The following is an 18,528-nucleotide window of genomic DNA, read 5'->3' as shown; positions in this document are numbered from 1 at the left end:
GGGTCAGCGAGCGGCGTTCTTGATGAACTGGTCGCGGTAGGAGGCCGGGTCGCCGCTGTAGTAGCCGGCCCGCACATGCCGGCGGGTCGTGGCGTTCTCCGTCGCGCGGGCCGCCGAGTGCCACAGGTAGGCGTCGTGCAGCAGCAGGTCGCCGCGCTCGGCGTAGACGGCGATCTCCCCCGGGACCTTCTCGAATCCCAGCGGCATCTCGTAGGGCGGCTCGGCGTCGGTGTATCCCCCGCTCGGGCGGGCGTCCGCCGGCACGGCGACGTTGTTGATGTTGCGGTAGGGGGCCGGCGTGGCCCAGCGGTGGGATCCCGGCACCACCCGCAGGAAGCCGTTGGCCGGACTGGTCGCGTCCACGTGGAGGGTGAACGCGCAGCCGGGCCACACGTCGAGGCTCGGCATCGCCTGCCAGTCCGAGTGCCAGCCGATCCGGCTGTAGCCGGACTCGCGGCCGGGCCGGGCGTCCTGGTAGACCACGCCGGCGTTCTCGCTGGGGCTCATCCACACGTCCGCGCCGAGCAGGCGACGCAGCAGGGCGACCATGAGCGGATGGGTCGCCACCGCCCGGACGGCCGGGGCGAGCTCCTCGACGTGCTCGACGTAGTTCACATACGCTTCGACGCCGGCCTTGATCTTGGCAGTGGCGGGGGCCGTTCCGTTCGAGGCCCCTCCGGACGGGTCCGCCGCACCCTCTGGCTGGCCTGCCCGATCCAGGCCCGCTCGGTCCAGGTGACGGGCGTCCAGGTACTGCGTGGAGCCGTAGCGCTCCGACACGGTCCCGGCGAGGACGGCCTGCTGCGCCGCGCCGCACTCCCGCTCGACCCGGTCGAGGAACTCGGCGGAGTGCAGGCCGCGGAGCACGACGAAGCCATGGCGGTGGTAGAAGTCGTCGAGGCCGGCCAGCGCCGGCGCGGCCAGCGGGTCCGGCAGGGTCGGGTCCACGGCAAACACCCCGACCTCGGCCACCGCTGGCATCGACGGCGCCCCGCAGGTCACGCCCGCCGGGGCCGGGACGAAAGTCGGGCTGCCCATGGTCGTTCCTCCACCCTCGACGTCCCCACCGGCCCGGGTGGCCCCCGACCGGACCAGTCGGTTCATCACGCTACGGCGAGCGGGTTTCGGCGCCGTTGCTGACCAGCAGCAATCCGGCGGATGCCGGGCCCTGCGCACGGCCATCCGCCGACACGGTCATCCGCCGACACGGTCATCCGCCGGCACGGCCAGGACGCCTGGCTGACAGTCGGCCGGCCTACGGACCTGCTCGTCTAGTGTCGGGTGCGGGTACGGTGACGGGTGCTGTGCGACGAGTGGGAGCCCTTGCGCTCGCATTCCCACTCGTGGTCGTCGTCGTCCCAGTCAGCCTGGTAGCCCGTTTGGCAACGGGGTTTCGGCGGGCGATCATCGCTGCAGGAGGTGAGCACGGGTGCCAGCGCCACCGCCGCCACCAGCAGCCCGGTCAGGCGGACCCGCGGTCCGCGCCCTGTCGACCGCAATGACATCTCGTCCCTCGTCCCGGTTCTTCACAGTCGTCGCCTCCGGTGGCAGGCCTCGCCCGGCAGGCGGGGCCGGCGCGGCGCGCGGCCAGTCAGCACGAGTGCCGCCATGCCGCCCGGCCGGGCCGGACAACGGCCACCGGTCGCGAACTCTTCCACAGGTAGACGGGCGGCGTGACCGGTTTGTCGGCCGGATGACGGAGGGTGCCACCTGGCCGAAGACGGCCACCGAGCAGGAAAACCTGGTGAAGTGGGCGTGGTGAAGTCCGGTGACGACAGGGGCGCCCTCCTCGGCGGCGGCCAGCGTCACCACACCGACCAGCCGGGCCACGGCGACGGGGACGGGCGTGGTTCGATCGGGCGGTCCGGGCGACGGGCAACGTTGTTGGTGCTCGCGGACGGCCGCATGCCGACCGGGGGGCACGCCCATTCGGGCGGGGTGGAGGCCGCGGTCACCGACGGCAGCCTGGCGAGCCTGACCGACCTGGCGGCGTTCCTGCTCGGCCGGCTGCACACCGCCGGCCTGGTCGCCGCCGCCTTCGCCGCGGCCACCTGCCACGCCATCGCGACCGGCCGGACCGACGTCGCCGAACTCGACGCCGAGCTCGACGCCCGCACGCCCGCCCCGGCACAGCGAGCGGCCAGCCGGGCGCAGGGCCGTACCCTGCTGCGCGCCGGCCGGGCCGCGTGGCCGGTGCCCGCCGGTCCTCGTGCTCCGCACCACCCGATCGCGCTGGGCATGGTGGCCGCCGGCGCGGGGCTGCTGCCCGCAGACGCGGCCCTCGCCGCGGCACACACCACGGTCACCGGGCCGGCGACGGCCGCGACCCGCCTGATCGGGCTGGACCCGCTGGCCGTCACCGGGGTGCTGGCCGGCCTCGCCGACGACGTGGAGGCGACCGCCCGTGCGGGCGAGGAGGCGGCCGCCCTGCCCCCGCGGGAGCTTCCGGCGCTCACCGGCGTCCGCCTGGACCTGCTGGCCGAGCAGCACCGGCTCGCAGCGCTGCGGATGTTCACCTCCTAGAAGGCCACGAATCTGTCGACGGGTCGTCACCGCTCGGTCGTAGGAAGGCCGCCGCTCGCGCCGCTGCGGATCCGGGAGGGTGGGCCGCACCGGCCGAAGACTGGTAGCCGCAGGGCCATGATCCGTGCTGGGTGGGCTGTTACGGTCCCCCCGTGGGCGACAACGAGCTGGGGCTGTTCCTGCGGGTCCGTCGGGAGGCCCTCACGCCCGCCGACGTGGGGCTGCCCAGCGGGCCCCGGCGTCGCGCCCGTGGGCTGCGCCGCTCGGAGGTCGCCGCGCTCGCCGGGGTGAGCGTCGAGTATGTGACCCGATTGGAGCAGGGCCGCGACCGCCGGCCGTCCATGGCCGTGCTGGGCGTCCTCGCCGAGGCCCTCCGGCTGACCGCGAACGAGCGGGTTCACCTGCAACGCCTGGTCAAGGCGGCTGACGGGGGCTTTACCTGCATGGCGGGGATACCACCCGGCCGGACGGTGCGTCCGACCGTGCAGCGGCTGCTGGACGGGCTCGAGCCGGGTCCGGCCGTGCTCCTCAACCGGCTCACCGACATCCTGGCTCACACCGAGGGATACGCCCGGATCGCTGGTCCGATCGGACTACTCGACGACCAACTGCCGAACCTGGCCCGCTTTGTCCTCACCGACGACCGGGCCCGAGCAGCCCTGCCGGACTGGGACCAGGCGGCCGACTCCCAGGTGGCCGCGCTCAAACAGGGCCCGTTCCGGGTGGACCCCTTCGTCGCGGCCCTCGCCGACGAGCTGACCCGCACCGCCGGGGCGGCGTTCACCGAGCGGGTGACGAGGCTGACGGGCCTGCCGCCGGCAAACGGGATCACCAGCCTGGTCCACCCCGAAGTCGGCGAACTGCGGCTGGCCTTCGAACGGCTCGATCTACCGGCCGACGACGAACAGTGTCTTCTCGTCCTCCTGCCAGCAGACGAGGCGACCGCGGCCGCACTCGACCGACTCACCGGCCGCCGCCCCGGCGCTCTGCGCGCCGTCTCCGGATAATCGCGGGCACTCCCCCGCCCCCGCCCCCGCTCCGCTACCCCGCTCCCACAAACCCGATCACACAGACCGATCACACTGACCCGGCCCCGCGGCCCCGCCTGGCCGGGACACCCGTCGCCCGGCCGGCACCTGGCCGCGAGGAGCTGCACCCGATGCCCACGACCACCGACGCCGCGTCGCCAGCCAGGCCCCGGACGGGCCGTACGGCTGTCCGGGCGCACGCCTCGGTGCGGGTGGAGCGGGGACCGCAGGGCGCTCCCCGACTCGCCGAGCTGCGCTCGGACGTGCCGATCGTCCTGCGCATGACCGGCGTGTCACCCGTTCGGACCGGGGCGCGCGCGGGCGCCGGGGCACGCGCGGACCCGGGGCCGCTGCCGACGATGACGGTCCACCTGGTCAACGGGGCCGCTGGTCCGCTGGCCGGCGACGACCTGCGGCTGGACATCTCCGTCGGGGGCGGGGTGCGCCTGGTCCTGCGCTCGGTGGCCGCGACCGTCGCGCTGCCAGGTCGCGGCCCCGGACCGTCCCGGCTGACCGTCACTGCGGAGGTCGCGGACGGCGGTGAACTCGACCTCGGTCCGGAACCGACCGTGGTTGCCGACGGGGCCGATCACCAGATCAGCACGGATGTCCGGTTGGCCGCGACGGCTCGGCTGCGGCTGCGTGAGGAGATCCTGCTCGGACGGTTCGGCGAGCCCGGCGGGTCCATCCTCAGCACGCTGCGCGTCGATGTGGCGGGCGGTGCCGAGGGTCCAGGTGCCGACCTGGCGGGTGGGCCGTTCGGATGGGTGCCCCTGCTGCGCCAGGAGCTGCTGCTCGGGCCACAGGTGCCCGGGCTGCGGGGTCCGGCCCAGTTGGGCGGTGCCCGCGCGGTCGGCTCGCTGCTCGTCGTGGCCCCCGCATGGGCCGGGGCCGGACCCGACGCCGCCGTTGCCGAGGGGGTGGCCCGGCTGCCCCTGACCGGTCCGGGCTACCTGGTGTCGGCGTTGGCCGACGATGCCGTCACCCTGCGCCGCCGGCTGACAGCACTGGCCGACCCCACGGGATGAGGCGCCGTCGGCCTCCGGCGCAGGGCTGGGTCAGCGTCCGGCGCCGGGCTGACGGTCGTCCGCCCGGGCTTGGGACTGAGCCCGGCCGGACGCGGGCACTGCGCGTGCGGCGTCCTCGCGGCGCGGCGCGTCGGTCCGCCCGGGCCTGGGGCTGGGGCGGGAGAAGCCGTCGTTCCACGGGTCATGCGGCGGCTCGACCGGGCCGGCAGCCGCCGGGATCGTCACCACCCCTGGGCCGGCGGATGCCGCGGCGGCCACCGGACCGGCCCCGGCCGGACTCGCCTCGGACGGGGCCACCGTAGCGGTGGGCTGGGCGACGGCGGAAGGCACCGACTCGGACGGCACCGACTCGGAAGGCGCCGGGACGGAAGGCGCCGTGGCCGGCGTCGTCGCGGCCGACGAGTGCCGCTCGGCCGACGGTGTCCCGTGATCGTCGTAGGTGCGGCCCTTCCAGGCGGCGCCGCGGCCGGCCCACTTGAGCCGCGCCGAGTCCAGCGTCATCCCGAGGTAGAGCACGGCGACGCCGGGCAGCAGCAGGGCGGCGGGAACCGGCTGGCGGTAGTACCGGATCATCGGCACGTACGACAAGGTCATGATCACCCAGGCGACGGCGCCGAGGATCGCGGTCGTGCCGTCGCCGGCCGCGAGGCCCGCGATGGTGGCGACCACGGGGACGACGAAGACGAGCGACATCCCGAGCACGGTGCCGAGCAGCAGCAGCGGCGAGTGCCGAAGCTGGGCGTAGGCGCTGCGGGACACCATCTTCCACAGGTCCGCCAGCCGCGGGTACGGGCGCCGACTGTGGACCTGCTCGGCGAGCCCCAGCCAGGTCCGTCCGCCGGAGCGCTTGATGATCCGGGCGATCGCGACGTCGTCGATGACCGCCCCGCGGACCTCGGCGAGCCCACCGGCCGCCAGGAGGGCCTCCCGGCGGACCAGCGAACAACCCCCGGCGGCGGCCGCCACCCGCGAACGCGGGCGGTTCGACCAGCGGAACGGATACAGCATCGCGAAGAAGTAGACGAACGCCGGCACGATGACCCGTTCCCAGACGGTCTCGGCCCGCAGCACGGCCATCTGCGAAACCATGTCCAGCCCATGCGTGCGCGCGGAGGCCACCAGGCTGGTCAGCGAGCCCGGGTCGTGGGCGATGTCGGCGTCGGTGAGCAGCAGGAACTCGGCGTCGCCGGCGCAGTCGACGCCGCGGCGCAGGGCCCACAGCTTGCCGGTCCACCCGGGTGGGGGCTCCGTGGAGGCGGTGACCGCGGCGGTGACGCCCGTGTGCCCGTTACGCGCGGCCTGCTCCGCGAGGGCTCGGGCGACCTCCGTGGTCCCGTCGGTGGAGCCGTCGTCGACGAGGATCAGGCGGACCGGACCGGGATAGTCCTGGGCGAGCAGGGTCGGGAGGGTCACGGGCAGCACGTCGGCCTCGTCCCGCGCCGGGATGATGATCGCTACGCTGGGCCACGACGGCGGCGCCTGCCGCGCGGGGAGCCGTTGGTCGGTGCGCCAGAAGAAACCATGACCGACGGCCAGATACAACCAGGCGAGCAAGGAGGCGAGGGCTATCCACTGCAGCACAGTCACAGAGAGTGATGCTGCCACGTGCGTCGTACGGACGTCGGACGAGCGCGGTAATTGTGTGTTAAGAACTTTCCGCCCCCGGCAGGTCCGCCGCGATCGCGACGGCCCCGCCGCCGGTGCCGGCCCCCGGACGCACCCCGGAAAAGAGCCGCTGAGCAGGAACGATGCCCATCCGCCATGGAGCACCCGGTGCCCTGCGGACGCAGTCGGGCCCGGCCCGTCGACCATCCGGGTGCTCCCACCCCGCGCCGCCCGGGACGACCGGGGTTAATTCCGCGGTGCCATCACATCGTCCTGTGTGTACCCCCGCCGAACGGGGCCTCGGGCGCTCCGGACGATCCTGGCTCGGCAGAGCCACCTCCGAAGGCGCCGACTGCACCATAATCAGGGGGTGACCAGAAGCCGTCGTACCGAGCAGACGGCTGACACCCGTCAGGCCCTGATCTCGGCAGCCCGCCGCCGGTTCGCCGAGCAGGGCTTCGCCGCCACGGGAACCGAGGAGATCGTCGCCGACGCCCAGGTCACCCGCGGCGCGTTGTACCACCACTTCCGCGACAAGGCCGAACTGTTCCGCACCGTGATGGAGCAGGTCGCCACCGAGGTGGCCGAGCAGCTCGTCGCGGGCGAGCTCGCGCGCGACGCCGAGCTGCCCAGCGACGCCTGGACGCAGCTGCGCCAGGGGTTCCAGTCCCTGCTCGACATCTCCACCGCGGACAGCGACTTCCAGCGCATCGTGCTGATCGACGGTCCCGCCGTCCTCGGCAACCAGGCGTGGGACGCCCTCGTCGAGCGGCACGGCTACCGGCTGCTGTCCGAATGGCTGGAACGGGCGATGGCCGAGGAGCGCATCGATCCGCTCCCCGTCGGCCCGCTGACCAGGCTGGTCGCCGCCCTGCTGTCGGAGGCGAGCATCTACACGGCGGGCGCGGCCGATCCGGACACCGCCCGCATCGAGATCGGCATCGTGCTCGACCGGCTGCTGCGTGGGCTGGGCCGGGGCGGCGACCTCGCCGAGCAGCCGCCGGTCAGCGTCGACAGCGCCGCCGGACCCCGCCACGCCCACTAGCCACACCGATCTGCTCGCCAGGCCTGCCTTTCCGGAGGGACCAAACGGACGGGGAACCCTCTGGAAGGGCGAGGTAGGCATCGGGCCCGAGAACGACGAACGCCGCCCCGGCCGCGGCGAGCGGTCGGGACGGCGTTCGGGGTGAAGCCGGCCGAACGGCGGCGGGAGGGCCGCCGCCGGGTCGGACCGTCAGATCGTCAGACTGTCAGACCTGGCGGACGGCGCGAATGGACTCCTTCAGGGAACCCATCGTCGCCAGCACGGCCGAGGTCTCGTAGCCGCAGTGCGCCATGCAGTTCGCGCACCGAGGGTCCTTGCCGCGACCGTAGGAGTCCCAGTCGGTGGTCTCGACGAGCTCCTTGTACGAGGAGACGTACCCGTCGCTCATCAGGTAGCAGGGCTTCTGCCAGCCGAACAGCGAGTAGCTCGGGATGCCCCAGGCGGTGCAGTCGAGCTCCTTCTTCCCCTCGAGGAAGTCCAGGAAGATGGGCGAGTGGTTGAGCCGGAACTTCTTGCGGCGACCCTCCGCGAAGACCTTCCCGAACATCTCGCGGGTCTCCTGGACGGCGAGGAAGTGCTCCTGGTCCGGAGCCTTCTCGTACGCGTAACCCGGCGAGAGCTGGATCTGGTCGACCTTGAGGTCGTCGTTGAGGAAGGTCAGGATGTCGATGACGTCCTGCGGGCTGTCGTTGTTGAAGAACGTGGAGTTGGTGCCGACCCGGAAGCCGGCCGCCTTCGCCGCGTGGAAGGCCCGCACGCACTCGTCGAACGTGCCCTCCTTCTCCACCACCGAGTCGTGCCGCTCGCGCAGCCCGTCGATGTGCAGCACGAAGGTGAAGTAGGGCGACGGCGTGAAGTTCTTGAGCTTCTTCTGCAGCAGCAGGCCGTTCGTGCACAGGATCACGAACTTCTTGCGCTTGACCAGCTCGTTCACGATCTCGTGGATCTGCGGGTGCATGAGCGGCTCACCGCCCGCGATCGCCACGACCGGAGCGCCACACTCCTTGACCGCGGCGAGCGCGTCCTCGGGGCTCATCCGCTGCTTCAGGACGGACGCCGGATGCTGGATCTTCCCACAGCCCGTGCACGACAGGTTGCAGGCAAACAGTGGCTCCAGCTCCAGCACGAGCGGGAAGTGCTTGCGGCGCCGCAGTTTCTGCTTCGCCAGGTAGGTACCGATACGGAGCTGGTACCGCCACTCGACCGCCACGGCGTAGCTCCCCTCTCCTCAGGTCGCCGGTGGGATGACCGATGATCTCTGCACTGACCATACAGCCTGTACGTACAGGCTGCATGTGGATCGAGCGATGAACTGTCGCACAGCTGTGTCCGGTGGCCGACCCGCTCGTCCGAGCAACCGGTCGCGGAGGGTATCCGGCCAGGTCAGGGCCTCGCGCGACGGCCAAAGGACGCCGATTGCGGCCTCCGCCGGCCTCGCATCGTCAACCTTCGACGAGGCGTCGGAGGTGTGGGGACGACCTCCGGCGCGCCGGCCCGCGGGTTCCGCTGGCCGGGCGACGCCGATGCCGGCAACGACGCCGACTCATTACTCAGAGTTACACGTCCTGGGGTTCCCGGCGACCGGAGCCGGTCTCAGTCGAGGATCAGGCAGCTGCTGCTGGCCGTGGCGACGACCTTGCCGTCGTCGTCGCGGACGTCCGCCTCGGCGAAGGCCACCCGGCGCCCCGGCCTGGTGGTCCAGCCGTGCGCCGTCAGCCGCTGGGGCCGGCCCGCCGCGATGCGCACCGGCCGCAGGTAGTTCACCTTGATCTCGATCGAGGTGTAGGCGACGCCGGCGTCGAGGGTGGTCTGCACCGCACAGGCGGCCGCGGTGTCGAGGATCGTGCAGAGCAGGCCGCCGTGGACCATCCCGATCGGGTTGTACGCCGACTCGTCGGGCTGACAGGTGAACACCACGTCGCCGCGCGAGACCTCGACCGGCCGGAAGTCGAACAGCCGGGAGATGGGCGGCGGCGGGATCCGGCCGTCGCGCATCGCGGTCAGGAACTCCAGGCCGCTCAGGGTGGCCGCGGCCGACGCGACCGGGATCGGGTCGTGCCAGGTGACGGACTTGCTGCGGGGCTCGCCCCAGAGCGCGGGGTCGAGCTCGGGAACGCCGGGTGCGGATTCCATCGCGGTCATGGTCAGCAGCCTAGAGACGAGGCCGTGGCGGGGATCGCGCACGGCGATCCCCGCCGAACGGTCGGGCGACCGGCGGTCGGGACCGCGAGTCGGGCTACGACGGGCCGGACACGTGCGCCGGCGCGGCACCAGCCGCGGAGGTACCAGCCGCGGCGGCACCGGCCGCGATGGCGCCCGCGCGGCGCAGCTCCTTGGGCAGGTGGAAGGCGACCGTCTCGGTACCGACGGATCGGGTGGTCACGTCCGTCGCCCCGAGGCCGGACAGCGCGGCGGTGAGCTCCTCCACCAGTGACGGCGGAGCCGAGGCGCCGGCGGAGATGCCGACCGTCTCCACCCCGTCCAGCCAGGACAGTTCCACGTCGCCGACGTTCTCGACGAGGTGGGAGGCCACCCCGTCGCGGCGGCTGACCTCCACCAGCCGCACCGAGTTCGCGCTGTTGGCCGACCCGACGACGAGGACGAGCTGCGCCTCCTGGGCGACCTTGCGCACCGCGTTCTGCCGGTTCGAGGTGGCGTAGCAGATGTCGGCGGACCCGGGGCCGACGATCGCCGGGAAGCGCTCCTTGAGCGCGTCGACGACCTCCTCGGCCTCGTCCATCGCCAGCGTGGTCTGCATGAGGTAGGTGACCCGCTCGGGGTCGGGGACGTCGAGGGCGTCGACCTCCTCGGGCGACTGCACCAGCCGGATGCGCCCAGGCGCCTCGCCCAGCGTGCCGTCGACCTCCTCGTGACCGGAGTGGCCGATGAGCAGCACGGTGTCGCCGCGGGAGGTGAACCGGCGGGCCTCGGCGTGCACCTTCTCGACCAGCGGGCAGGTCGCGTCGATGACGGAGAGCTGGCGCCCGTCGGCCTGGTTCCACACCGCCGGGGCCACCCCGTGCGCGGAGAAGACCACGGTCGCGCCGGCGGGCACCTCGTCGAGTTCCTCGACGAAGACCGCCCCTCGGGCGGCGAGGTCGGCCACCACGTGGGAGTTGTGCACGATCTGCTTGCGGACGTAGACCGGCGCGCCGTGGAGCTCCAGGGCGCGTTCGACGACCTCGATGGCGCGCTCGACCCCGGCGCAGAACGCCCGCGGTTCGGCGAGCAGCACGGTGCGCCGGCCCACCGCCGCCGCCCAGGCGCCGATGGGCAGGCCGAGCCGGCGCATCGTGCGCAGGCCCAGCACGCCGCGGCGGACCAGGTCGAGGCGGCCGAGCGGCTCGTCGGCGGTGTCGACGATGACCCGCACCGCGGCGAACGGGACATCCCCGACCCCCGCGGCGATCGGGGCGCTCTCCATGTCCACCGCGATGGCGCCGGTGGCGGCCAGCCGCGTGCGCTCGTCGCCGGTGGCGACCTTGGCCGCGGTGACGATCGGGCCGACGTGGACGGTCAGGCCGAGCCTGCGCAGGTCACCGGCCAGCAGCGGGGCGGACGCACAGCGGGCGGCGACGGAACCGTCGACGCCGCGGACCTCGCTGGCGACGACGATGTCCCCGGGCCTGATCCCGGGGGCGAGGCCGCCGGACAGGCCCACGATGGCGACGGCGTCGGGGCGCGCCTGACGGACCACCCGAGCGGCTCGGCCCGCCTTGTCGGGGCCCATACCGGTGCGCACCATGACGGTGTCCGACGGCAGGCCGGAGCGGCCGGCCGCCATCGCCTCGAAGCGCAGCGCTGTCGCGACCACGAGCCGCGCGCGTCGGCGGGGCCGGGCCACGGTCGCAGCCGGCTCCGCGGGCCGCGGTGGCGCCTGCGCCTGCCCGCCACCGACCGACGCCTCCGCGGCCGAGCCCGCCTCGGTGGACGAGCCCGGCTCGACCGGCGAACCCGCCTCGGCGGGCGAACCCGCGTCGACAGGCGAACCCGCCTCGACAGGCGAACCGACCGCGCTGGACGAACCCACCGCGACAGGCGAACCCACCGCGCTGAGCCGGCGTGCCGCGGCGGACGAGGGAACGGACGGCGACGCCGGGTCCTGGGAGGGGATCACGGCGGGTCCCCCCGCCGCGGCCGCCGGGGCCGTGCGGTCGGCGGGGGTCACGACAGCGTCGGGAGCGGTCCCGTCGCCGCCCGGGGATGGGGAGGTGCTCATGGTGTGGCCACCCCGGTGAGGCTCACGTACCGGCCGAGCGCGGTCAGCGGGAAGACCAGCCGGTACAGATGGTAGTTCAGAGAGAAGTCGCCGGGGAAACCGGTGCCGGTGAAGTAGGGCTCGTCCCAGGTGCCGTCCGGCCGCTGGGTCTCGCACAACCAGCGCACCCCACGCTTCACGGCCAGGCTGTGCGGGTCCACCGCCAGCAGCGCGAGCAGCGCCCACGCCGTCTGCGACGCGGTGAGCTCGCCTCGGCCGATCCAGGCGGGGTCGGTGTAGGAGCGCAGGTCCTCGCCCCAGCCGCCCTCGGGCGACTGGTGCTCGAGCAGCCACCGGACCGCGGCGGTGATCGCCGGGTGGTCGGTGGGCACCCCGGCGCCGATCAGCGCCGGCACGACCGCCCCGGTGCCGTAGAGGTGGTTGACGCCCCACCGGCCGAACCAGGACCCGCCCGGCTCCTGGTTGTCCAGCAGCCACTGCACCGCCCGCTGGGTGATCGGGTGGTCGGAGCGGCCGAGGTCGGCCAGCATCTCGACGATGTGCGCGGTGACGTCCGCCGACGGCGGGTCGACCACCTCGCCGAAGTCGCAGAACGGGATCTTCGTGGTGAGCGTCCGGACGTTGTCGGCGTCGAAGGCGCCCCAGGCGCCGTTCGACGAGCGCATCCCGACGCTCCAGTCGACCCCGCGGGCCGCCGCCGCGCGCATCGCCGCGGCCAGCCGCGGGTCCGCGTCCTCGACGGTGTTCACCGGGGGGGCCTCCGCGCGGCCCTGCCGGGAGGCCGGCGGGGCGACGTGCCCCGCGCCGAGCAACCGCCGCAGCGCCAGCACCACCTCGGCGGTGTCGTCGACGTCCGGGTAGAAGTCGTTGTCGAACTCGAACGCCCAGCCGCCGGGGGCGAGCTCGGGGCGGCGCACCGCCCAGTCCCCGGCGACCCGGACCTCCTCGTCGACCAGCCAGCGGCCGGCCTTCACCATCGCCGGATGGTCGCCGGGGACGCCGGCGTCGGCGAGCGCGACGACCGCGAGCGCGGTGTCCCAGACCGGCGACTGGCAGGCCTCGATCTGGCGGATCGGGCCCTGCGGGGTGTCCCGGCGGATCACGTACCGCTCCATCCCGCGGAACGCCGTGGCGATCACCGGGTGGTTCAGCGGGTACCCCATCAGGTGCAGCGCCATGACGGAGTAGACCCAGGGCGGCTGGATGCCGCCCCAGCACCCGTCGGCCTCCTGCCGGGCGACGACCCACTCGGTGGCCCGCCGCAGCGCCAGGGTGCGCAGGAGCTTGATCGGCCGCTTCTCGTAGCGGTGCAGCAGCTTGTCGAGCCGCTCGAAGGCGCCCTCCCAGCTGCGCAGCGCGGCCGGCTTGCGCGCCGCTGCCGGCACCTTGAGCTCGTCGATGGAGAAGCCGAGGTCGTGCGACGGCCGCAGTGACCCGACGATCGTCAACGCGACGATCGTCTGGCGCGCCCAGCAGGCGAAGTCGTAGACGTTCAGCGGGATCCACGACGGCAGGAAGATCAACTCCGGCGGGATGACCGGCACGTCGTCCCAGGACCACTGGCCGAGCGCCGCCAGCCAGATTCGGGTGAACACCCGCGAGGCGGCCACCCCGCCCTGGGCGCGCACGAGCTCCGCGGCCCGGGCCATGTGCGGGGCGTCGACCGCGTCGCCGGCGAGGCGCAGCGCGATGTAGGCCTCGATGGTGGTGGACAGGTCGGCCGGGCCGCCGTAGAAAGTGGGCCAGCCGCCGTCCGCGAGCTGCTGGGAACGGATCCAGCGGGCGGTCTGCTCGGTCTCGTCGTCACCGCGGATGCCGAGGAACTGCTTCATGAACAGGTCCTCGGCGTCCATCGTGACGTTCGTCTCGAGGTCGCCCTTCCACCAGCCCTCCTCCGACTGCAGCGCGAGGAGATGGTCCCGGGCGCGCGCCGTGGCGACGCCCGCGCTGGCCGGGCCGGCCGCCTGCGGCCGGCCGGTGGCGGCGGGCAGCGGCGGTGAGGACCGGGAGATCCCGTAGGCGTCGGCCGTGGCGGGCACCGGGATGGTGGGCCGCTTCGGGCTCTTCTCGGCAGTCGGAGCAGCCGGGGACGGGTCCGAGGTCAGGCTCATCGACGACTCCCCTCGTCGTACGTGCGATGGTCAAGCGTGCGATCGCCAGGCTGATCGCCGGTCTGTCCGGTGTCGCGGCGGCCCGGTGGGGCCGCCCGCCGGTCGAGCCGTGGCGGGGCGCCGCCCGGCCTCCCGGCATCACCCCGGCCTGGTTCGGGGCGGCGGGTGGACCAGGCGGCATGGGCGCCTGTGCTCACCTGCGGCCTCCTCAGCGATCGCGCTCGGTCACGAAGCGGGCGAGGGCGAGCAGCTCCGCCTCGACCGCGGCCGGCATCGACAGCGAGCGCAGCACGTTCTCGCACGCCTTGAGCTGCCGGTCGGCCTCGGCGGTGGTCCAGTCCCGCCCGCCCGCCTGTTCGACCAGTTCGGCGATGTGCGCGAGTTCCGCCTCGCTCGACTCGCCGGTGCCGACGAGGAAGGCACGCAGCTCCTCGGCGGCGGCGCCGCCGGCCTCCAGCGCGACCACCACCGGCACGGACTTCTTGCGGGAACGCAGGTCCGACAGCACCGGCTTGCCGGTGACCGCCGGGTCGCCCCAGATGCCGAGCAGGTCGTCGATGAGCTGGAAGGCCGTGCCGAGGCGGGAGCCGTACTCGGCGAGCGCGTCGACCATCTCGTCGCCGGCACCGGCGAGCACGGCGCCCAGCGACGCCGAACAGGCCAGCAGCGCGCCGGTCTTGCCGTCCTCCATCCGCAGCGTGTCGGCCACGGTGACGTCGGAACGGCTTTCGAACATCAGGTCCTCGGCCTGGCCGCGGACCAGATCCTGGACGCCGGCGCCGAGGATCAGCGCCGCGCGCCGCGCGGCGTCGCCCTCGACCTCCAGCAGGACCTGGGTGGCGAGCCCCAGCAGGGCGTCGCCGGCCAGGATCGCGCCGTCGGCGCCGAAGACCGTCCAGGCCGTCGGCCGGTGGCGGCGCTCGGTGTCGCCGTCCATCAGGTCGTCGTGCAGCAGCGAGAAGTCGTGCACGAGCTCGACGGCGACCGCGGCCGGCAGGCCGACCTCCGCCGGCGCGCCGGCCGCCTCGGCGGACAGCAGCGCCAACGCCGGGCGGACGAGCTTGCCACCGCCACCGGGCAGCGGTTCGCCGGCGGCGTCCACCCAGCCGCGGTGGTAGGCGACGACGTGGCGAAGGCGCGGGTGCAGGCGGTCCACCACGGCGCGCAGCGCCGGCACGGTGAGGGTCCGCCCCCGCTCGATCGCATCCGGAACCGTCATGGTCATACCGGGAATCCCCCTGTGGATGAGTGCCCTGGCTGGCCGGTGGGCACCGGCCCGGTGACCGCCTTCGTTGCGGCGGTCACCGCGTTCTCCCCCCGTGGATCCGGAGAATCCGACGAATCCGATGCATTCGGTGCAACCGCTGTATCCAGCACAAGCGATGGGTCTGATGGGACTGACGTAGGTTCTGACGGGTCTGACGCAGGTGTGGTGCTCGTGGCGGGCGCCCCGTCGGCGCCCTGCCGTGGGAGTCTCCGAGCCGGCGCCGGTGGTCGACCGGCGGCCCCCCGGACTCCCCCGGCGGACCCGGCCAACCCGTTGACGACGACCCCCATACCGGCCAGGCTCTCACGGGTTGCAGCGAGTCCGCTACGCACAGCAGATTCCATGGTCGCGGGCCATCCGGTGTCGGTCCAGGTGCCGGCCAGGGCAAAGCCGGGCAGTCCGGTCGAGGTACCCGGGCGCAACGCGAGCGAACCGGGCGCCTGCCGGAAGGTGGCCGTGCGCTCCCGGGTCACGAAGACCTCGATCGGCGCGGCCGCGCGGGCGGCCGGGAACAGCCGGGCCATCTCGTCGACGAACAACGTGCGCAGCTCGTTCGCCGACCGGTCGATCCACGGCTCGGCGGCCGACTGGGACAGCGCCAGGTACTGGGCTCCCGGCGGACCCGAGGCGGCCAGGCCGGAGGAGATCGTCCGGTCGAAGATCCACTGGATCGGCGAGTCGACGACGGCCAGGAACGGCCCCTCGATCACCTGCCGTGGATAGATCATGTGCACGTTGATGATCGGCGAGTCGCCCAGCTCACGCAGCCGCTCGGGTCGCGGGCCGGCCCCGGCCGGCAGCAGGTCCGCCGCCGCCGGTGGCGGCACCGCGAGGACCACGGCGTCGGCGTGCAGCCGGCCCGCGGCGTCGGTGCCGGGCACCGCCTCGCCGCGGCTGGTCCCGCCCGCGGTGACCGCGAGCTCCCAGCCGCCGCCCGCGGCGGTGATGGCGCGGACCTTGGCCCCCAGGTGGACGTCGGCGCCGGCCGCGGTCAGGGCGGCCATCGCCGCGTCGCCGTGCAGCCGGGACAGCGGGACCTCCGCCCAGCCGAGGTCGCCGGCGTCGGCGCCGTCCAGCAGGCCCGTACGCACGACCTTGGCCGCCAGGCCCAGCGAGGCCTCGGCGGCCGGCGCGTTCAGCGTCGCCACGGTCAGCAGCTCCCACAGCGCCTTCGTCGCCGCCGGGCCCTGGCCGTGGCTGGCCAGCCACGCGCCGAACGACCGTTCGTCCACCGCCGCGGACCGCTGGTCGAGGCGACCGAGCTGGAAGGCCGCGAGCCCGGCGCGCAGCCGCTCGGCGAGCGGCAGCGCCCGGTAGCCCAGCAGCGCCGGGGCCAGGTGCAGCGGCGCGGGCAGGCGCACGCTGGTGCGCCGCAGTCGGGTCCGGGTGAGCGAGTCCCCGAGGAGCACCGGGACGTCCAGGCGGGGCTGCAGGGTGGTCAGGTGCTCCACCCCGAGGCGCGCCAGCAGTCCGCGGTAGGCGGTGCAGCAGCGCATGAACACGTGCTGACCGGTGTCGATCCACAGGTCTCCCCGTCGGAACGACGTCGTCTGGCCGCCCAGGCGCGGCCGGGCCTCCAGCAGCGTCACCCGCGCGCCGCTGTCCACGGCGAGCAGCGCCGCGGCCATCCCGGCGAGACCTCCGCCGACGACGACCAGGTGCGGTCGGGACCCGTCCCGACCTGCCACGGTCGCGCCGGCGGCCTCGGTGGCCTCACTCACCCCGGCGGTCATGCGGCGCTCGTCTCCGGTCGCCCGGCGAGGCTGCGGGCGGCGACGACCGCCTTCTGCCACCCGGGCAGCGCCAGCCGACGGTCCAGCACGGCGGCCGGTTCGTTCTTGATCCGCCGATTGAGCCGCAGGTAGATGCCGGCCATCGCGCCGCAACAGGCCGCGCTGCGCCGGTCGAGCAGGTCGAGCAGCACCATGCCGCGGTCGTACCACTCCTCGGCCCGCTGCGCCGAGGACCGCAGGTAGCCCAGCAGTGCCGTCGGCGGTCCGCCGAGTCGACCGCTGGCGTCCACGGCGAGCTCGATCCCGGCGGCCTTGAGCTCCTGCGCCGGCAGGTAGATGCGCCCGCCGAGCAGGTCCTCGCGGACGTCACGAAGGATGTTCGTCTGCTGCAGGGCCACGCCGAGGGCGTCGGCGATGGCCGGCGCCGAGCGGTCGGAGGCCGCCTGCTCGGTGCCGAAGATGCCCAGCGAGAGCCGGCCGATCGTGCCGGCGACGAGCCGGCAGTAGCCGACCATGTCGTCGAACGTGTCGTACGTGGTGCCGTGCACGTCACTCTCGACGCCGTCGGCGAGTTCGATGAACGCCTCCAGCGGGATCGGGAAGCGCCGGGCGGCGTCGTCGAGGGCGACGTACATCGGGTCGGAGCTGCCCGCGCCCAGGTTGTTGACCTCGGCTCGGACCTGGGCGAGCCCGGCAAGCTTCTCCTCGGGCGGCAGATCCCCGTCACCGATGTCGTCCAGGTGGCGGGCCAGCGCGTAGACGGCGCTGAGCGCCCCCCGTTTCTCCGGGGGCAGCAGCCGGATGCCGTAGGAGAAGTTCCGCGCCGCCTCCTTCGTGAGGGCCTCGCAGGCGGCGTAGGCCTCGGCCACGGTGGGCCGGCTCGTCGGGTTCGGCACCGGGCTGGTCATCGGCCCTCCCCCGCAGCGCGCTCGCGCTTGGCCGCGACGCCGGCCGTGCCGGTCGCGGTCGCCACCGCCGCGGCGGTGCGGGCCGCCGCCGGCGCTCCCGGGGCCGCCGACTGCGCGAGCGCCACCAGTGCGAAGCGCGCCATCCGCGGCTTGGGTGCCTTGGGTGGACCGCCGAGCACGTCGTAGTCGGCGCGGCGGATCGCGTCGAGCGCCGCCCGGCCGCCGCCGACGAAGCCGGCCAGGGCCAGCCGCAGCCGGCCCGGCACGGTCGCGACCAGCGGCGCGCCCTGGTCCATCACGGTGCGGGCGCGGCTGACCTCGAAGGCCATCAGGTGGCGCACCGCGGGGCTCGCCGCCTTCGCCCGCAGGTCGTCCTCGGTGACCCCGAAGGTGTCGAGGTCCTCCCGCGGCAGGTAGATGCGCCCGGCGGCGAGGTCCTCGGCGACGTCCTGCCAGTGCTCGGCGAGCTGCAGCGCGGTGCACACCTTGTCGGAGAGCACGACCCGGTCGGGGGTGGCGAGCCCGAACACGCCGAGCACCATCCGTCCGATCGGATCGGCCGACAGGGTGCAGTAGCGGACCAGGTCGTCGAACGTGTCGTAGCGGGTGACCCGCTGGTCCTGACGGTTGGCCTCGACGAGCCGCTCGAAGGGCTCGGCGGGCAGGTCGCAGGCGCGCACGGTGGGCGCGAGCAGGCGCAGGACGCCGAGTTCCGGCTCACCGCCGGCCCAGATCACCGACAGATCCGCGGAGACGCGGTCGAGCAGGGCGAGCCGATCGCCCGCGGCCTCGTCGCCGAGGTTGTCGACGAACCGGCTGAAGGCGTACAGGGCGTTGAAGTGGGCGCGCACGGCCGCGGGCAGCACGATCGGCGAGACCGGGAAGTTCTCCGCCGGCGCGGCGCGCAGGAGCTGTTCGGCGGGAGTGGACAGGCCCGTCGCGCCCGACAGCGCAGGCGTGCGTGGTGGGCCGGTTGGGGCGTCGATGGCGGTCATACGCCTCTCCTTCGATGACGGTCTGCACTCCGGGCGCGGTGTGCCGGGATGGGGGTCCCTGCGCCA

Annotated in this window: 14 protein-coding genes; 4 read left to right on the top strand and 10 right to left on the bottom strand. The window is 73.9% G+C overall.

Annotated features, from left to right (window positions below; genetic code table 11):
* Window positions 1-3: 3 nt before the first annotated feature.
* A complete protein-coding gene (locus FRAAL_RS06285; RefSeq protein ID WP_231861535.1) occupies window positions 4-1,038 on the bottom strand; it encodes a phytanoyl-CoA dioxygenase family protein in 1,035 nt (344 codons plus the stop codon).
* Window positions 1,039-1,905: 867 nt separating this feature from the next.
* Here FRAAL_RS06285 and FRAAL_RS06280 point away from each other — a divergent pair.
* The 3 genes from FRAAL_RS06280 (at window position 1,906) to FRAAL_RS06270 (ending at window position 4,579) form a co-directional block, all read left to right on the top strand.
* The gene (locus tag FRAAL_RS06280) at window positions 1,906-2,523 is read left to right on the top strand and encodes an urease accessory protein UreF (protein ID WP_011602634.1); all 618 of its coding nucleotides are present in this window, start codon (window positions 1,906-1,908) and stop codon (window positions 2,521-2,523) included.
* Between the two features lie 152 nt (window positions 2,524-2,675).
* Window positions 2,676-3,530: a helix-turn-helix transcriptional regulator gene (locus FRAAL_RS06275; RefSeq protein ID WP_041938920.1), complete on the top strand. Its 855-nt coding sequence runs from the start codon at window positions 2,676-2,678 to the stop codon at window positions 3,528-3,530.
* A 152-nt stretch (window positions 3,531-3,682) separates the two neighbouring features.
* The gene (locus FRAAL_RS06270; protein WP_041938919.1) at window positions 3,683-4,579 is read left to right on the top strand and encodes an urease accessory protein UreD; all 897 of its coding nucleotides are present in this window, start codon (window positions 3,683-3,685) and stop codon (window positions 4,577-4,579) included.
* 30 nt (window positions 4,580-4,609) lie between these two features.
* Here FRAAL_RS06270 and FRAAL_RS06265 read toward each other — a convergent pair whose 3' ends face one another.
* The gene (locus tag FRAAL_RS06265) at window positions 4,610-6,166 is read right to left on the bottom strand and encodes a glycosyltransferase (protein ID WP_041938918.1); all 1,557 of its coding nucleotides are present in this window, start codon (window positions 6,164-6,166) and stop codon (window positions 4,610-4,612) included.
* Window positions 6,167-6,554: 388 nt separating this feature from the next.
* Here FRAAL_RS06265 and FRAAL_RS06260 point away from each other — a divergent pair, with 388 nt between their 5' ends.
* Window positions 6,555-7,229: a TetR/AcrR family transcriptional regulator gene (locus FRAAL_RS06260; RefSeq protein ID WP_011602629.1), complete on the top strand. Its 675-nt coding sequence runs from the start codon at window positions 6,555-6,557 to the stop codon at window positions 7,227-7,229.
* Between the two features lie 205 nt (window positions 7,230-7,434).
* Here the strand turns inward: FRAAL_RS06260 and hpnH are convergent, their stop codons facing one another.
* The 8 genes from hpnH to hpnC form a co-directional block, all read right to left on the bottom strand.
* Window positions 7,435-8,439: an adenosyl-hopene transferase HpnH gene (gene hpnH / locus FRAAL_RS06255; RefSeq protein ID WP_009740212.1), complete on the bottom strand. Its 1,005-nt coding sequence runs from the start codon at window positions 8,437-8,439 to the stop codon at window positions 7,435-7,437.
* Window positions 8,440-8,822: 383 nt separating this feature from the next.
* Window positions 8,823-9,371, bottom strand: a complete 549-nt coding sequence (locus FRAAL_RS06250) for a PaaI family thioesterase (RefSeq protein ID WP_041940225.1) — start codon at window positions 9,369-9,371, stop codon at window positions 8,823-8,825.
* A 94-nt stretch (window positions 9,372-9,465) separates the two neighbouring features.
* The gene (ispH, locus tag FRAAL_RS06245; RefSeq protein WP_050997023.1) at window positions 9,466-11,448 is read right to left on the bottom strand and encodes a 4-hydroxy-3-methylbut-2-enyl diphosphate reductase; all 1,983 of its coding nucleotides are present in this window, start codon (window positions 11,446-11,448) and stop codon (window positions 9,466-9,468) included.
* The gene (locus FRAAL_RS06240; protein ID WP_011602774.1) at window positions 11,445-13,559 is read right to left on the bottom strand and encodes a terpene cyclase/mutase family protein; all 2,115 of its coding nucleotides are present in this window, start codon (window positions 13,557-13,559) and stop codon (window positions 11,445-11,447) included. Before FRAAL_RS06240 ends, ispH begins: the two co-directional genes overlap by 4 nt.
* Window positions 13,560-13,767: 208 nt before the next feature.
* Window positions 13,768-14,784, bottom strand: coding sequence for a polyprenyl synthetase family protein (locus FRAAL_RS06235; RefSeq protein ID WP_011602626.1), 1,017 nt, complete (start codon window positions 14,782-14,784; stop codon window positions 13,768-13,770).
* Window positions 14,781-16,559, bottom strand: coding sequence for a hydroxysqualene dehydroxylase HpnE (hpnE, locus tag FRAAL_RS06230; protein WP_041938917.1), 1,779 nt, complete (start codon window positions 16,557-16,559; stop codon window positions 14,781-14,783). Before hpnE ends, FRAAL_RS06235 begins: the two co-directional genes overlap by 4 nt.
* A complete protein-coding gene (gene hpnD / locus FRAAL_RS06225) occupies window positions 16,556-17,467 on the bottom strand; it encodes a presqualene diphosphate synthase HpnD (protein ID WP_041938916.1) in 912 nt (303 codons plus the stop codon). The genes hpnE and hpnD overlap by 4 nt, the downstream gene beginning before the upstream one ends.
* Entirely contained in the window at window positions 17,464-18,462 is a 999-nt protein-coding gene (gene hpnC / locus FRAAL_RS06220; protein WP_011602623.1) for a squalene synthase HpnC, read from the bottom strand. Before hpnC ends, hpnD begins: the two co-directional genes overlap by 4 nt.
* Between the last annotated feature and the right edge of the window lie 66 nt (window positions 18,463-18,528).

Origin of the sequence: Frankia alni ACN14a, from assembly GCF_000058485.1 — a bacterium.
GTDB lineage: Bacteria > Actinomycetota > Actinomycetes > Frankiales > Frankiaceae > Frankia > Frankia alni.
The sequence above is the reverse complement of the archived record's forward strand: the minus strand, read 5'-3'. Positions and strand labels throughout refer to the sequence as shown.

Excerpts from the sequence above, each read along its gene's own strand:
- FRAAL_RS06285 (WP_231861535.1), bottom strand. The coding sequence starts at position 1,038 with ATGGGCAGCCCGACTTTCGTCCCGGCCCCGGCGGGCGTGACCTGCGGG.
- FRAAL_RS06280 (WP_011602634.1), top strand. The coding sequence starts at position 1,906 with ATGCCGACCGGGGGGCACGCCCATTCGGGCGGGGTGGAGGCCGCGGTC.
- FRAAL_RS06270 (WP_041938919.1), top strand. The coding sequence starts at position 3,683 with ATGCCCACGACCACCGACGCCGCGTCGCCAGCCAGGCCCCGGACGGGC.
- FRAAL_RS06250 (WP_041940225.1), bottom strand. The coding sequence starts at position 9,371 with ATGACCGCGATGGAATCCGCACCCGGCGTTCCCGAGCTCGACCCCGCG.
- ispH (WP_050997023.1), bottom strand. The coding sequence starts at position 11,448 with ATGAGCACCTCCCCATCCCCGGGCGGCGACGGGACCGCTCCCGACGCT.
- FRAAL_RS06240 (WP_011602774.1), bottom strand. The coding sequence starts at position 13,559 with ATGAGCCTGACCTCGGACCCGTCCCCGGCTGCTCCGACTGCCGAGAAG.
- FRAAL_RS06235 (WP_011602626.1), bottom strand. The coding sequence starts at position 14,784 with ATGACCATGACGGTTCCGGATGCGATCGAGCGGGGGCGGACCCTCACC.
- hpnE (WP_041938917.1), bottom strand. The coding sequence starts at position 16,559 with ATGACCGCCGGGGTGAGTGAGGCCACCGAGGCCGCCGGCGCGACCGTG.
- hpnD (WP_041938916.1), bottom strand. The coding sequence starts at position 17,467 with ATGACCAGCCCGGTGCCGAACCCGACGAGCCGGCCCACCGTGGCCGAG.
- hpnC (WP_011602623.1), bottom strand. The coding sequence starts at position 18,462 with ATGACCGCCATCGACGCCCCAACCGGCCCACCACGCACGCCTGCGCTG.